At 51.2% G+C, this 15,021-nt stretch carries 15 protein-coding genes; 1 reads left to right on the forward strand and 14 read right to left on the reverse strand.

What is annotated here, in order from left to right; genetic code table 11:
* Positions 1–16: 16 nt before the first annotated feature.
* The 4 genes from pheT to RQP18_RS07680 all read right to left on the reverse strand — a co-directional run bounded on the left by pheT (position 17) and on the right by RQP18_RS07680 (position 5,573).
* Positions 17–2,422, reverse strand: a complete 2,406-nt coding sequence (gene pheT, locus RQP18_RS07665) for a phenylalanine--tRNA ligase subunit beta (protein ID WP_342387149.1) — start codon at positions 2,420–2,422, stop codon at positions 17–19.
* Positions 2,409–3,476 carry a phenylalanine--tRNA ligase subunit alpha gene (gene pheS, locus RQP18_RS07670; RefSeq protein WP_342387150.1) on the reverse strand — a complete coding sequence of 356 codons (1,068 nt, stop codon included), beginning with the start codon at positions 3,474–3,476 and terminating at the stop codon, positions 2,409–2,411. Before pheS ends, pheT begins: the two co-directional genes overlap by 14 nt.
* A 283-nt stretch (positions 3,477–3,759) precedes the next feature.
* Positions 3,760–4,506, reverse strand: coding sequence for a TrmH family RNA methyltransferase (locus RQP18_RS07675; protein ID WP_342387151.1), 747 nt, complete (start codon positions 4,504–4,506; stop codon positions 3,760–3,762).
* A complete protein-coding gene (locus tag RQP18_RS07680; protein WP_342387152.1) occupies positions 4,500–5,573 on the reverse strand; it encodes a M42 family metallopeptidase in 1,074 nt (357 codons plus the stop codon). Before RQP18_RS07680 ends, RQP18_RS07675 begins: the two co-directional genes overlap by 7 nt.
* A 154-nt stretch (positions 5,574–5,727) precedes the next feature.
* Here RQP18_RS07680 and RQP18_RS07685 point away from each other — a divergent pair, with 154 nt between their 5' ends.
* On the forward strand, positions 5,728–5,997 hold the full coding sequence (locus RQP18_RS07685) for a hypothetical protein (RefSeq protein WP_342389390.1): 270 nt from the start codon (positions 5,728–5,730) through the stop codon (positions 5,995–5,997).
* A gap of 48 nt (positions 5,998–6,045) precedes the next feature.
* On the opposite strand, the gene rplT is transcribed toward RQP18_RS07685, so the two are convergent.
* From rplT to mutM, 10 genes are all read right to left on the reverse strand, one after another.
* On the reverse strand, positions 6,046–6,405 hold the full coding sequence (gene rplT / locus RQP18_RS07690) for a 50S ribosomal protein L20 (protein WP_031544561.1): 360 nt from the start codon (positions 6,403–6,405) through the stop codon (positions 6,046–6,048).
* A 24-nt stretch (positions 6,406–6,429) separates the two neighbouring features.
* Positions 6,430–6,630, reverse strand: coding sequence for a 50S ribosomal protein L35 (rpmI, locus tag RQP18_RS07695; RefSeq protein WP_031544559.1), 201 nt, complete (start codon positions 6,628–6,630; stop codon positions 6,430–6,432).
* Between the two features lie 19 nt (positions 6,631–6,649).
* Positions 6,650–7,180: a translation initiation factor IF-3 gene (gene infC, locus RQP18_RS07700; protein WP_031544557.1), complete on the reverse strand. Its 531-nt coding sequence runs from the start codon at positions 7,178–7,180 to the stop codon at positions 6,650–6,652.
* A gap of 223 nt (positions 7,181–7,403) precedes the next feature.
* Positions 7,404–9,332, reverse strand: coding sequence for a threonine--tRNA ligase (gene thrS, locus RQP18_RS07705; RefSeq protein ID WP_342387153.1), 1,929 nt, complete (start codon positions 9,330–9,332; stop codon positions 7,404–7,406).
* A 311-nt stretch (positions 9,333–9,643) separates the two neighbouring features.
* Positions 9,644–10,573, reverse strand: a complete 930-nt coding sequence (dnaI, locus tag RQP18_RS07710) for a primosomal protein DnaI (protein ID WP_342387154.1) — start codon at positions 10,571–10,573, stop codon at positions 9,644–9,646.
* 5 nt (positions 10,574–10,578) lie between these two features.
* Positions 10,579–11,913 (reverse strand): replication initiation and membrane attachment family protein, encoded by a 1,335-nt coding sequence (locus tag RQP18_RS07715; RefSeq protein ID WP_373445999.1) that lies wholly within the window; start codon positions 11,911–11,913, stop codon positions 10,579–10,581.
* Positions 11,894–12,367, reverse strand: coding sequence for a transcriptional regulator NrdR (gene nrdR, locus RQP18_RS07720; RefSeq protein ID WP_342387156.1), 474 nt, complete (start codon positions 12,365–12,367; stop codon positions 11,894–11,896). The genes RQP18_RS07715 and nrdR overlap by 20 nt, the downstream gene beginning before the upstream one ends.
* A 92-nt stretch (positions 12,368–12,459) precedes the next feature.
* Entirely contained in the window at positions 12,460–13,464 is a 1,005-nt protein-coding gene (locus tag RQP18_RS07725) for a glyceraldehyde-3-phosphate dehydrogenase (RefSeq protein ID WP_342387157.1), read from the reverse strand.
* Between the two features lie 85 nt (positions 13,465–13,549).
* Complete coding sequence (gene coaE / locus RQP18_RS07730) at positions 13,550–14,140, reverse strand: dephospho-CoA kinase (protein ID WP_342387158.1); 591 nt, start codon at positions 14,138–14,140, stop codon at positions 13,550–13,552.
* A gap of 4 nt (positions 14,141–14,144) precedes the next feature.
* Positions 14,145–15,014: a bifunctional DNA-formamidopyrimidine glycosylase/DNA-(apurinic or apyrimidinic site) lyase gene (gene mutM / locus RQP18_RS07735; RefSeq protein WP_342387159.1), complete on the reverse strand. Its 870-nt coding sequence runs from the start codon at positions 15,012–15,014 to the stop codon at positions 14,145–14,147.
* Positions 15,015–15,021 lie beyond the last annotated feature (7 nt).

The raw sequence follows: 15,021 nt of genomic DNA on the forward strand, positions 1-15,021 counted from the left end.
TGTGATCGTCCTTTTTCTATCTGATCTGCGCACCGCTTTCTTCAAGGGCTTCCAAGACAGGTGCATGCAGTTTTTCTATTTCCTCATCCGTAAGTGTGTTCTCCTTGTTCAGGTAGGTGAGGCGCAGTGCCACGGATTTCTTGCCGGCTTCCATATTTCCACCTTCGTAGACATCGAAGACGAAGACATCCACAAGATACTTCCGTGCTGCCGTCTCAATGATGCGGACGAGTGTATCCGCCGCAACGGACTCGTCGACGACCAGTGCGATATCGCGTGTGATGGATGGATACCTGGAGAGCTGTTCATAGACGATGTTCCCCTGCCTGACAGCAAGCAGCCGATCCAGATTGATTTCGAACACCGCTGTCCGGTCAAGGTCGTTCTGCTGGGCGTACTTCGGATGCAGTTCGCCGATGAACCCGATTATTTCGTTGTCCAGCAGTACATCCGCCGACCTGCCCGGGTGCAGTTCATCGAACCTTGCAGTCTGTTCATACCGGACATCGTCTTCAAGACCCAGTTTCTCAAGGATGCTTTCCACGATGCCTTTGGCAGCATAGAAATCTGCAGGGACTTTCGTACCCAGCCAGTCCGTACGGTTCATGTCCCCCGTCAGAATGCCGGCCAGCATCTCCTCTTCATCCGGCAGCACAGCCGTGCCGTTGGAAATGAAGATCTTTCCGATTTCGTAGAACTGAACGTCCTTCTGCTGGCGGTTCCTGTTGTAGATGACATTGTCCACCAGATGGGGAATCATGCTTTTTCTGAGTACCGCATGGTCTTCACTCATTGGCATCAGAAGTTCAAGCGCTTCTCCTGATCCGCTGAACTGGGCCGCCTTCCCGTGGCTCGTCAATGCATAGTTGATCGACTGTGACAGTCCCAGTGATTCGAGCTGGTGGCGGATGATGCGCACCTTGCTCTGTTCATCCGTCAGCCTGCCGGGTGTGATCTTCGTGTACTCAGGCAGGGACGATGGCAGGGCATCATAGCCATAGATACGCGCCACCTCTTCAGTGATGTCCTCTTTGATCTTCAGGTCATCCCTCCGGGATGGGATGGATACTTCGAGCACTTCCCCCTTCGCTGTTGCCTCCAGACCAAGTTTCGAGAGGCTTTCCTGGATCTCTTCAGTCGTGAGGTTCATCCCGAGATGGGCATTGATGAACTGCTCTGAAATTTCTATCGTCGTATCCTGAAGGTCGATTGCGCCGTCGAAGATGACCGGTGTCGAGATGGTGCCGCCTGCATACTGCTCGAGCAGCAGGGCTGCACGGTCCAGCGCCTTGAGCACGAATTCGTGGGAAACACCCTTTTCAAACCTTGTGGAAGCTTCGCTCCTCAAGTTCAGACGGCTGCTCGTTTTGCGTATGGAGACGGGATTGAAGACGGCGGATTCGATCACGACATTCGTCGTTTCATCCGTCACTTCCGAGAATTCGCCTCCCATGACACCGGCAAGCGCAATCGGTTCACTGCCGTTTGTGATGACGATATCCTGGCTCTCAAGACGCCTTTCCTTGCCATCAAGCGTCCTCATCGTTTCATTTTCCTCGGCATAGCGCGTCACGATGCGGTCCGATCCGATATGATCACGGTCGAACATGTGGAGGGGCTGCCCAAATTCAAGCAGCACGTAGTTCGAGATGTCGACGACGTTGTTGATTGGACGGATGCCCGCCTTGATCAGACGCAGCTGCATCCATGCCGGTGCCGGCGCAATCTTCACGTTCTCGACGACACGTGCACCATAGTAAGGTACAGCGGTGGCATCCTCATTTTTGATTTCGAGCGTGCCGTCTCCATCCGTTCCCTTTTCAGCCACTTCATGCTCCGGCAGAACCACTTCGCCGCCGAACAGCGCCCGTGTCTCATAGGCCGCACCTGCCATGCTGAGTGCATCCTTGCGGTTCGGTGTCAGGTCGAACTCCATGACCTGATCATCGAGCAGCAGTGCTTCGAGTGCACTGTTCCCGACCGTCTTCTCTTCCGGGAAGATGAAGATGCCGTTCTGATATTCCTGGGGCACATAGTCTTCCGGAATGCCCAGTTCCTCGAGGGAACAGATCATGCCTTCGGAAACCTCCCCGCGGAGCTTCGCCCGCTTGATCTTGATGCCGCCCGGCAGGCGTCCACCCACTTTGCAGACGACCACGTAGGAATCGGCTTTGACGTTCGGCGCCCCACAGATGATCTGGCTCTTTTCTTCACCCGTATCGACCTGGCAGATCTTCAGCCGGTCCGCCTCCGGGTGCTGTTCCACGCTCTCTACATAACCGACGACCAGATGCTTCACCTCGGAAGTGTAGTCGATGACATCATCGACCTCGATGCCCCCGCGTGTAATCCTCTCGGCCAATTCATCGATCGGCACATCAATCCTGATCCATTCATTCAACCACTCTTTAGATACTTTCATTTGTCGCACCACCATCTTCTGTCGCTTTGAACTGATTGATAAACCTTAAGTCATTCGTATAGAAATGTCTGATATCCTCGATGCCGTACTTCAGCATCGCAATCCTGTCCGGTCCCATGCCGAATGCGAAACCGGAGTATTCATCCGGGTCGAAACCTGCCATTTCAAGCACGTTCGGATGAACCATGCCAGCTCCGAGAATCTCTATCCAGCCGGTGCCCTTGCAGACGTTGCAGCCTGCACCTTTGCATTTGAAGCAGGAGATGTCCACTTCCACACTCGGTTCAGTGAATGGGAAATAGCTTGGACGCAGCCTGATTTCGCGCTCCGCCCCGAATATTTCCTTGGCGAAGAGCTCGAGCGTCCCCTTCAGATCGCTCATGCGGATGTTCCTGTCCACGACCAGTCCCTCGATCTGGGTGAACTGGTGGCTGTGGGTCGCATCATCGCTGTCCCGCCTGTAGACCTTGCCCGGGCAGATGATCTTGACCGGCCCGCGGCCTTTCCGCGACTCCATCGTTCTAGCCTGTACCGGCGAGGTATGTGTCCGGAGCAGCGTCTCCTCCGAGATGTAGAATGTGTCCTGCATATCCCGTGCAGGGTGGGATTTCGGCAGGTTGAGCGCCTCGAAGTTATAGTAGTCCGTCTCCACTTCATAGCCTTCCGCTATCTCATAGCCGAGCCCAAGGAAGAAATCCTCGATGTCCTCGATCGTCCGGCTGAGCGGATGCGGGCTTCCCAGGCTGAATGTCCGTCCCGGGAGCGTCACATCGATCATCTCCTCCCGGAGCTTTTCTTCAAGCGCCGCTTCTTCCAGCACTTCCCCCCGGCGCTCAATCGCTTCCGTGATATGTGTACGCACTTCATTCACTTTTGCACCATACTCCGGACGCTCTTCGTTGGAGAGGTTCTTCATCTCCTTCATGAGGCCGGTGACTTTGCCCTTCTTGCCCAGGTACTCAACTTTCAATTGCTGTAGTTCATTCAGATTGCCGACGTCCGATATCGCGTCATCGAACGACTTTCTGACTTCCAAAATTCCTGCTGTATCCATGTTTCCACTCCTCCAATATAAATAAAAAACTCCATCCTTGTATCAAAGGACGGAGTTTCCGCGGTACCACCTGATTTTCTGCATAACAAATACAGACACTTCTGGAAAGATAAGGGATTATCCCGTTGCTCCATCTGCCAGGTGAACCCTGGTCCCATCCGTGCGCAGCATTCCAGTCCATGTGCTGCACTCCCTGTATCGGATTCCTGGACCATTTATGTCCGGCTTCATCTGAAGCTTGATATTCGTCTATAGGATTATTATAAATCAAAGTGATTAAAAATCAAGCTCTGAAATGATGCATGATGATGCCGCCGGCAATCGCCACGTTCAGGCTTTCGCTGCCACCGGGCATATCTATCTTCATTTTTACATCCACATTGGAGAGCACTTCTTCCGACACACCCCGTCCTTCATTGCCAAGTACGACCATCACCGGCCCTTCAGGGAGCTCCATCTGTTCCAGGAATGCTGCCCCATCAAGGGAGGTGCCAAGCACCCTCCCGTCGAATTCACGGACAGACTGGAGAGCATCCGCCACAGTAATTTCAATGTGGAAAGTGCTGCCCTGCGCGCTTCGGAGCACCTTGTCACTGAAGGGATCGACCGTATCCGGTGACAGGATGACACGATCGAAGCCAAAAGCATCTGCAGTACGCAGCAGTGTGCCCAGATTCCCCGGATCCTGGATGCCGTCAAGCAGCAGGACGTGGCGGCCGTCCGGCTGCGGCTTCCTGTATGACACCGCAGCCATGATGCCGGGTGGCGTCTCCAATGAAGACAGGAGCTTCATCACGCCCGGAGTGACAGTAATCACTTCCATGCCTTCTGTAACGTAAGGGCTGTAATCGTAGTCTTCGAGGGCAATGAGTGTGTGCACTTCCTGGTCATGCCTGATGGCCTCTTCGACCAAGTGCGCCCCTTCGATCAGGAAGAGGCCCTGCTTTTTGCGGTATTTCTTCAGTTGAAGCTTTTTCAATTCCTTTATGCGCCTGTTGTCCTTCGACGCAATGTGCTTCGGTTCTACCAAATGATCTCTTCCACCTTGCTGTCATCGAGCGAGCGGACGATTTCAGTGACGAGACGCACTGCATTGTTGTAGTCATTCCTGTTCAGGATGGAAACATTGGAGTGCATGTATCTGAGCGGAACACCGATCGAGATGGAGGGAACACCCTCATTGGAAACATGGAAGGCGCCTGAATCGGTGCCTCCGCCTGTGATCGCAGACCACTGCACCGGAATGCCCTTTTCCGTAGCCAATTTCTCGACATGTCTTCTGAAGCCGACATGGCCGATATTGGAACCGTCAAGCAGAAGGACGAGCGGACCGTCTCCCATCTTGCCGGTGCCATCCTTTTCGCTCATGCCCGGCGTATCCCAGGAGATGCCGACATCCACTGCAATCGCAAGATCCGGCTTCACTTTGTTCGCCGCCACTTTGGCACCGCGGAGACCGACCTCCTCCTGCACTGTCGCCCCACTTACGACGTTGATGTTGACATCTTCATCCTTCAGTGATTCGAGCACTTCTATAGCGACCCCGCAGCCAAACCTGTTGTCCCATGCCTTCGCCAGGAGGTAGTCCTTGTTGGCCATCTCGGTGAAGTCGCAATGCGGCGTAATCATATCGCCCACTTTAACACCTGCTTCTTCCGCTTCCTCTTTTGAAGCGACACCAATATCGATGAACATGTCCTTCATATCCACCGGTTTCTTGCGTGCTTCCTGGGAGAGCACGTGAGGCGGCTTGGAGCCGATGACACCTGTCAGCACACCAGATCCAGTCACTACGTTCATCCTTTGGGAAAGCATGACCTGGTTCCACCATCCGCCGATCGGAGTGAACCGGATGAAGCCCTCATCATCGATTCTCGTGACCATGAAGCCGATCTCATCGAGGTGTCCACCGATGAGCAGTGTGCGCGAGCCTTCTTTGGCATTGCGCTTGCCGAAGATGCCGCCCAGATTATCCTGTACGAGTTCATCACTCACCGGCTCCAGATATTCCTGCATCACTTTCTTCACATCATACTCAAAACCGGAAATGCCATGGGTATCCGTAAGGCTTTTCATCATTTGAAGCTGCTTGTCCATAATCAATCTCCTTGTCTTTTGTTAAGATGATTCCATTCTACCATAAATTATTTCAGTTTCCGTAATATAACCCATATTGATACACATATTTCAGATAAGTTGATATCATCATTATAGACAGAGATTTAGAAAGACTCTAGGAGGCGTTACCTTGATGAATATTACGGTATCAAAAATTGAAGAATCCGGCCAGGAAGTGCTTGTGAAAAGCAGCACTTATGAAGATGACAAAGCGGTGGGCCTCTACAACAGGCTTACGGATGAATATGCCGACCAGACCCTCCCGTTCTTTGATGAAGGGGAAAAGCTGATCCGGCTGGATATCCTTCCGGAACAGAAGACGGACGATGATAACAAGGAGCAGAAGGAATGCTATTTTGAATTCTCCGAGCCGTTGCTGGAGGAACTTTCCAGACATATTTGAACCAAAAAGGAGCCACTCCTCTATGAGTGGCTCCTTTTTGGTTCATTTCTATTTTTCCAGAGCATTTTTAGCTTGGCTTACAATTTCTGCGAATGCTTTTTCATCAGAAATCGCAATTTCTGAGAGCATTTTTCTGTTGATGTCGATACCGGCAGTTTTCAGGCCGTTCATCAGGCGGCTGTAGCTCATGCCATTCTGGCGGGCTGCTGCATTGATACGCGCAATCCAAAGCTTGCGGAATTCGCGTTTTGTCTGACGACGGTCACGGTATGCATACTGACCGGATTTGATAACCTGCTGTTTTGCTGTTCTATAGAGAGTGCGCTTCGCACCGAAATATCCTTTTGCCTGCTTCAATACTCTTTTACGTCTTTTACGGGACGTCAAACCATTCTTAACACGTGCCATGTGTGCTCCTCCTTAATCGTTCGATTATTTTACATATGATAGTAGTTTTTTGATGCGCTTCTGGTCAGCTTTAGCCACTAGAGATGCTTTTCTCAGGTGACGTTTCTGTTTAGTCGATTTATTGGCGAACAGGTGGGAAGTGAACGCGCTGTTGCGTTTGAATTTACCTGTTCCAGTACGCTTTACACGTTTGGCGTAACCTTTGTGAGTTTTCATTTTTGGCATGGGTCTAACCTCCGGATTATTATTTGTTTTCAGTGATTGGGGCAACCACGAGGAACATTGAACGACCTTCCATCTTCGGTCTCTGTTCAACTGTTGCAACTTCGGAAAGTTCGTCTGCGAACCGCTCCAATACTTTGCGTCCGATATCCTTGTGCGTGATGGCACGGCCACGGAATCGGATCGAAACCTTCACCTTGTCCTCTTTCGCAAGGAATTTCTTTGCGTTTTTCAACTTGGTGTTGAAATCGTGGTCTTCGATCGTCGGGGAAAGTCTGATTTCCTTGACGTTGACCACTTTCTGTTTCTTGCGTGCTTCCTTCTCTTTACGCTGCTGTTCATATCTGTACTTGCCGTAGTCCATGATGCGTGCAACCGGCGGCTTTGCGTTCGGTGCAACGAGTACAAGATCAAGTTCTACACGGTCTGCCATTTCCTGTGCTTCATTTTTGGATTTGATTCCGAGCTGGGAACCATCCTGCCCAATAAGGCGCACTTCTTTGGCACGAATCCTGTCATTGATTAAAGTTTGGTCTTTTGCTATCTTTGACACCTCCATAAATTTTGAAGACGAACAAAAAGGGCGGGCACATAATGCGCCCGCCAACCAGCATTGAGATGCATGCAGAAGAGCCGTGCCCTCTGCATTCCATTCTCACTGTACAAACCCGGTCGCTGCCACACTGGGCGCTTGCGGGTGAGAAGCGGGAGCTTCTTCTTGTCCGTTCTTATCAACTCCTAATATATTACACGCTTATGCCCTGAATGTCAAGTGTCTATTTCTTCAGCCTGATTTCATCCACGAGCTGCCATATGAAGTCATCACGGTCGAAGGTGTTCTGGTCCTTCTCCCCATACTTCCTGACGTTGACCTGGTTCTCTTCAATCTCCCTGTCCCCGATGACGATCTGATAAGGCACCTTCCTCATCTGCGCCTCCCTGATCTTATAGCCCATCTTTTCATTCCTGTCATCGATATTGACACGGATGCCATGGCTCTTCATTTCATCCTTCAGGGCTCTTGCGTAATCATAGTGGAGGTCGAGGTTGACCGGTATGATCTCCACCTGCTGGGGTGCAAGCCAGAGCGGGAAGGCACCCTTGTACTCCTCTGTAAGGAATGCGACGAAGCGTTCCATCGTGGAGACGACACCACGGTGGATGACGACAGGGCGATGGAGTTCGCCGTCGCTGCCCGTATAGGTCAGGTCGAACCTCTCAGGGAGCAGGAAGTCGAGCTGTACTGTGGACAGCGTCTCCTCCTTGCCGAGCGCCGTCTGGACCTGGACGTCGAGTTTCGGGCCATAGAACGCCGCTTCCCCATCCGCTTCCGTATAGTCGAGCGCCATTTCATCGACCGCCTCCTTCAGCATGGACTCCGCCTTGTTCCACATTTCGTCATCATCGAAGTATTTCTCGGTGTCCTCGGGATCGCGGTAGCTCAAGCGGAACGAATAGTTCTCGAATCCGAAGTCTTCATACACATCGATGATCAGCTGGACCACACGCTTGAACTCTTCCTTGATCTGGTCCGGTCTCACGAACACATGGGCATCGTTGAGCGTCATTCCTCTTACACGCTGCAGGCCGCTGACCGCACCACTCGCTTCGTAGCGGTGCATCATGCCGAGTTCCGCAATGCGGATCGGCAGTTCCCTGTAGGAGTGCTTGCTCGATTTGTAGATCATCATGTGGTGCGGACAGTTCATCGGACGGAGCACCAGCTCCTCACCGTTCATGTCCATCGGCGGGAACATGTCATCCTGATAGTGCTCCCAGTGGCCGCTCGTCTTGTAGAGGTCCACGTTCGCCATCACAGGTGTATAGACGTGGTCGTAGCCAAGCGCAATCTCCTTGTCCACGATGTAGCGCTCGATTTCACGACGGATCGTCGCGCCATTCGGCAGCCATAGCGGCAGTCCTGCGCCGATCAGCTGATTGTTCTGGAAGAGCTCCATGTCCCGGCCGATCTTCCTGTGGTCGCGTTCCTTCCGCTCCTCCAGCAGGTTCAGATATGCCTTCAGATCCTTCTTGTCGAAGAAGGCTGTGCCGTATATCCGCTGGAGCATCTTGTTGTCGCTGTCCCCCCGCCAGTAGGCACCGGCTGTGGACAGCAGCTTGAACGATTTGATCTTCGAAGTGGACGGGACATGCACCCCGCGGCACAGGTCCGTGAATTCACCCTGTGAATAGACGGTCACCGTTTCGTCCTCTGGAATCGCATCGATGAGCTCGAGCTTGTAGGGATCATCCTTGAATAGATCCTTCGCCTCGTCCCTTGAGAGCTCACGGCGTTCGATTTCGACATTTTCGTCGATGATCTTTTTCATTTCCTTCTCTATCTTGTCGAAGTCATCGGAGGAAATCTTTTCGTCCATGTCGAAGTCATAATAGAAGCCCTCTTCGATGACGGGTCCGACACCAAATTTCACATCGCCGTACAGACGCTTGAGTGCCTGGGCCATGAGATGGGCCGTGGAGTGGCGCAATACTTCCAGCCCCTCCGCATTCTTGTTCGTGATCAGTTCTATCTCACTGTCCGATTCGATCGGCCTCCTCAGGTCATACATGTCACCATCAACCTTCGCGGCAAGCGCCGCCTTCCTGAGACCCGGGCTGATCGAGTGTGCTATCTCCTCAGCTGTTACACCTTCATCGAAATTTTTGGCATTCCCATCGGGGAATTTGATTTCTATCTCACTCATCATGTCCACCCTTTCAAAATTATTGATCATATATGGAAAATAAAAAAAACGCCCCTCGTTGATAGAGGGGCGATTTTCACCGCGGTACCACCCTGATTTGCAGGTCAGAGACCTGCCTTCAGCCGGAAATAACGGTCCGATCCGTCTGGGTATTAGCCAGCATATATCAAGGGAGTAACTCAGACGGTTCATTATGCATGTCACACCAATCATGCACTCTCTTTGAATAAACACGAAAAAGTATTGTCCTTGGAATTTAATTAATGAAATTATACATTGAGTATACTTCAGGGCCGTCCATTAATCAAGCGTCAATTGTTCCTGTAGTTGCTGCCCTCGAGCTGCACTTCCTCGCACAGCGCCCGGAGCCTCTCCGTCATACGGCGGGCCTTGGTCTCTTCGACCCCGTTCTCCTTCGTCCTGCTGTAGCGGTACTCCAATTCCTCTATGGAATAGTTGGAGCTGACGAAGGTCGGCAGTCCTTCCACCATGCGGTGATGCAGTATGCCGGTAATGATTTCATCCCTCACCCATGGCGTCACATCCTCCGCGCCGAGGTCATCCAGCATGAGCACCTGGGCATTCTTGATGGTATTGAATTTCTTATCCGTCGTGCCATCCTTGAACCCTGCTTTCAGGTCCCTGATGATTTCCGGCACATAGACGATGATGGAGGATACCGACTGGTCCTTCAGCTCATTTGCGATGCAGCCGAGCAGATAGGACTTGCCGATGCCGAAGCTGCCATGTATATAAAGGCCCTTCGTATCGATGCCTTCGATGATCTTCTTGCTTGTGCCGATTGCCCGCTTGATGATCTCCTGCCTGTTCGAATCCGGATCGAGGAACACCGTTTCGAATGTCGCATCCTTGACGTCTTTTGGCACATGATAGGATTCGATCATCTTCTCCTTTTCACGGAATGCATCATCCTTTATCTTGGTCGGGCATGGTGAATAGATGATATGGATCCGGCCGCCTCTGACATCTATCGATGGTACATAGCCCTGCGGGTGGTTGATGCATTCACCGAGCGAGCTGCACTTCTCACAGGCCAGCGACTGTTCGGTATACCGCTTCAGCTGAAGCAGATCGTTCCTGATCATGGAGCGGGTGATCTCAAAATCGCTGTTCTCTATCAGCTCTATGATTCTCGGATGCTGTATCAGGGAATCATACAGCTTGTCATTGTTATCTTTTATTTTTTTCGAGTTCTTCAAGAACTGGTTAATGGGTTCCATTCATATCACCTGGATTTTCTAAAGTCGTCTATCATTTTCTGGATTTCCGGATCGTCCTTGGCCGTCTTCTGGACAGCTTCCTTTTTAGGCGGTGCCTGCTTCTTCACTTCTTTTTTCGTTGATGGCTTCTGGCCGCCGTCCATCCATGATGGCTTGCGTTCCCCCTGGCGGTCTTTTGGCCCTTTGCGCTTCGCATTCATCTGCTTCCTGTAGTCCATTATGGACTGGTAGGCCTCTTTGGCGGAACGGATGCCCTTGTCCTCCCAGTCCCTTGCGATCTTCATCGTGTAGTTGTATCCAAGGTCGCCGTTCTTCTGCTGATATACATATTCCAGAAGGAGGTTGATCACTCCGTTCGGCAGGCTTGTCCTGGCAATGATATCTGTCACAAGCTTGAGGTCATTATCGCTTGGCTGGTTGTTTCTGATATCATTCAGCCTATCAAGCGGACTGATGGATTCGAGACGCTCGATATAGGAGTCCTCTTCCGTGCCCTTGTTTTCCGTCTGCGGTTTCGATATTGCCGGCAGCTTTCCCCGGCTCTCCTTCTGATAATACTTCCTGGCTTCGTATTTCAGCTGCTCCTTGTCGATGCCGGCATATTGGGTGGTCGAGGAAAGCAGAATCTGCTTCATATCATAGGCATTGAAATTGAAGAGCACGCTCAACTTCACAATCAGCATCCTGACTTCCCTGGTAAAGAAGGACCGGTCGATCTTCGTCCCTTTCAAGTGTGTAAAAAGCACATCGAAATCGAAGTCATCGAGGTCCAGATTGGGGCCGCTGGAGACATTTTCCCTTTTGAATGATTCGTCGGGAACGGTGAAGCCCTCTCCGCTCCCTGCCTGGAACACTTCGGTGAACTTCCGCGTCACTTCGGTGATATTCTTTGGTTTCAGCGGATATGCCAGGCGCTCTTTTTTCTTTTTGTATGCATTAGGACCGATATGGCTGTATAGATACAGGCTCAGCATGGGGTCTTTGAAAAAGTCTTCCGGGGTCAGAGGGAGAAGCAGTTCATAGATGAACAGGTCATCGTGGGCCTCATTGGAGACGAAGGACCTTACGAGACCGATCCCTTCCAGTTTTTCCAGCAGTTCTGAAAAGGTGGACAGGGGCATATTCAGCTCGTCCATAATCTCCTTATGGAATCTTATTTCAAGCGTATCATGATGCAGGGAGGACTCCTGCAGATAGATATATGCCATCAGAGCATCCTGATGGATGAGCGGAAGATACAGTTCGTTCAGCACATTCAGGTGCGACTTTTCAAAAGACGCGGGATTATAGATCATGAACTCGGTATTCGGTTTCAGTCGTTCATTGAAGTTCATCATCATCCCTGCCTTTGGCGAGGTGTTTCAGTGTATCCATCAGCTGGTCGATATCTTTGAATTCCTTATATACGGATGCAAACCTGACATAGGCGACCTGGTCCAGTGTAATCAATTCCTTCATCACAAATTCACCGATTTCGTTGCTTGATATCTCTGCCTTGTTCAGATTCCTGAGTGCAGATTCGATGCGTGCAGTCGTTTTTTCCAGCGCCTCATATGGAATCGGACGCTTTTCACACGCTCTGAGCAGTCCGTCCATCAGCTTGTCGCGGCTGAAGACTTCTCGGTTGCCGTCCTTTTTGACGACGACGAGCGGAGACAGCTCCATGCGCTCGAAAGTGGTGAACCTGAAGCCGCATTCTTCGCATTCCCTGCGTCTGCGGATGGCGGACAGCTCATCCGTATGCCTGGAATCGACTACTCTGGAACTCGTATGCTGGCAGTTTGGACATCTCATATGACCACCTCACTTCCCGGGATTAGTATACCATTATAATATATTCCGAATAAAAAAAGAAGAAACAGAAGTTTCTTCTTTCCAAATATCGATTATAGGTCTGCAGTGATCTTTTCAGCAAGTTCCACGACACGTGTGGAATAGCCCCATTCGTTGTCGTACCAGGCGAGGACCTTCACCTTCCTGTCATCCATGACCATGGTGAGCGAGGAATCGATGATCGAGCTTCTGCTGTCGGTATTGAAGTCGCTGGATACGAGCGGCTCGTCCGTAACACCGAGGATGCCTTTGAGATCCTCCTGTGCATACTTTTCAAATGTTTCATTCAGCTCCTCTTTGGTGACCGGCTTATCCAGATCGACGACCAGATCCACCAGGGAGACATTGGATACAGGCACGCGGAGTGCCAGACCATGAAGCTTGCCGTTCAGCTGCGGCAGTACCATGCCAAGCGCCTTTGCCGCTCCGGTTGAAGTCGGAATGATGTTGTCTCCGCATGACCGCGCCCTTCTCAGATCCTTGTGTGGATTATCAATGTTTTTCTGATCATTTGTATAGGCATGGACCGTAGTCATAAGGCCATTATTGATGCCGTACTCGTCATCGAGCACCTTCGCAACCGGCGCCAGACAATTTGTCGTACATGAAGCATTTGAAAATACATCATATGTATCGAGGTCAAGAGCCTCGTCATTGACGCCGAGTACAATCGTCTGCACATCGCCACCTTTGGAGGGTGCAGTAAGCAGCACTTTCTTTGCGCCTGCCTTGACGTGGGCAATGGCTTTGTCACCATGGTTGAATGCACCTGTCGCCTCTATGACAAGGTCTACACCCAGTGATTCCCATGGCAGATTTTCAGGATTCCTCTCATTGGTGATCTGAATCTCACTGCCGTCTATGACAAGCTTGCCTTCCTTCGGCTCCACATGCTTGTCCCACTTGCCATGGTTGGTGTCATAATTGAGAAGATGCGCAAGTGTTTCTGCCGGATAGCTGGCATTGACCGCTACAAGATCCAATTCATCGGAAGCGGCGGCAATGCGGAATACCATTCTCCCTATTCTTCCAAGACCGTTGATTGCTACTTTTTTCATGACATTAGCCCCTTTATGCTATACTTTTCAATAATTAGTATAACATATTGTTTATTGATTAAAAGGAGTATTTAGTATAAATTGTCTATTTTTCAATCTTCGCCAGAAAGTCTTCGATCTGCGCATACAGATCGTCTTTTGAACCACTGTTGTCAAGCACTTCATCACTTCTGTTGCGCTTCTCGGAAAGCGGCATCTGACTGTTTATCCGGGACAGGGCTTCGGAATGGGAAAATCCATTTCTTTCCATAAGCCTTTCGGTCTGGGTTTCCTGATCCACATATACCGTCAATGTGATGTCACATTGCCGGTCAAGGCCATTTTCGAAGAGCAGCGGGATATCGAGGAACACATGACCCGCTTCGGCCAGGCGTTCTTTGTCAGCGTCCATCATCCGCCGCACTTCCGGATGCACCAGCTGGTTCAGAACCTTCCTCTCCCCATCATCATTGAAGACGATGGCACCGAGCTTCCTCCGGTCGATTTCTCCATCATCCTGCAGGAGATCCGCGCCGAAGTGGTCGATGATTCCCTGGTATGCCGGGCCGTCCTTGGCAGTGGCCTTCTTTGCATAGGTATCCGCATCGAGGACCGGGTACCCTTTTGATCTGATATAGTCTGAAGCAGTGGATTTGCCGCTGGCAATTCCACCCGTCAGACCGATTATATAATTCATTTCATCACCTCTGGCATTTGGTACAGTAGAATGTGTTCCTCGTTGCGATCGTTTTCGTCTTCACCGGTCCGCCACACGAGGCACAGGATTTCTTCTGATAGATATGGAAACGGTCCTGCATGCTCCCCTTTTCCCCCGACACACCCCGATAGTCCGAGATGGTCGAGCCGCCGTTCTCTATGGAGAGGTCGAATACATCGGCAATTGCCCTATGCAGTGCCATCAGCCGCTTGACTGAGACGTTTCCGGCTTTTCTCGTCGGCAGTATTCCCGAAGCAAAAAGGGCTTCTGATGCATAAATGTTTCCGACACCCGGTATGACCGAACTGTCCATGATTACGGCTTTGATCGCCTTGCTCCTGTTTGCCGGGGCCTTCACCCTGTCGATGAAGTCGACCATGCTGTCGGGGTGTGTATATTCGACTGCCATGCGGCCGAATGGCGGGAAGTCACCCATCCTGCCGATGGTCAGCATCTCTCCGAATCGTCTGATGTCGCAATATGACAATGTCCGTCCATCCTCCAGTCTGAAGGCGACCTGCCAATGCTTCCTGTAGTTCCTGTCCGCAATGGCTTCAATGGAGTCTGTGACAAAGAAGGCACCCGACATGCCCAGATGCGAGACCATATGGAAAATTTCATCGGATTTCTCCATGATGAAATACAGATATTTTCCACGTCTGCCTACCTTCCTTATTGTCGCCCCACTGACATTGCTGCTGAATGTATCCAGATCCTGCTTTACAATTGTCTTTCGGCTGGTTGCGTGGCCCTTGTTTACGAAGTCGGAAAAGGCGACCGCCTCGATCGAGGCGCCTTCCACTTCCTTCTCCAGGGACCGTCGGACCAGTTCCACTTCCGGTAGTTCCGGCATTTCATCA

It is taken from the genome of Salinicoccus sp. Bachu38 (assembly GCF_038561955.2).
In the GTDB taxonomy this organism is placed as follows: domain Bacteria; phylum Bacillota; class Bacilli; order Staphylococcales; family Salinicoccaceae; genus Salinicoccus; species Salinicoccus bachuensis.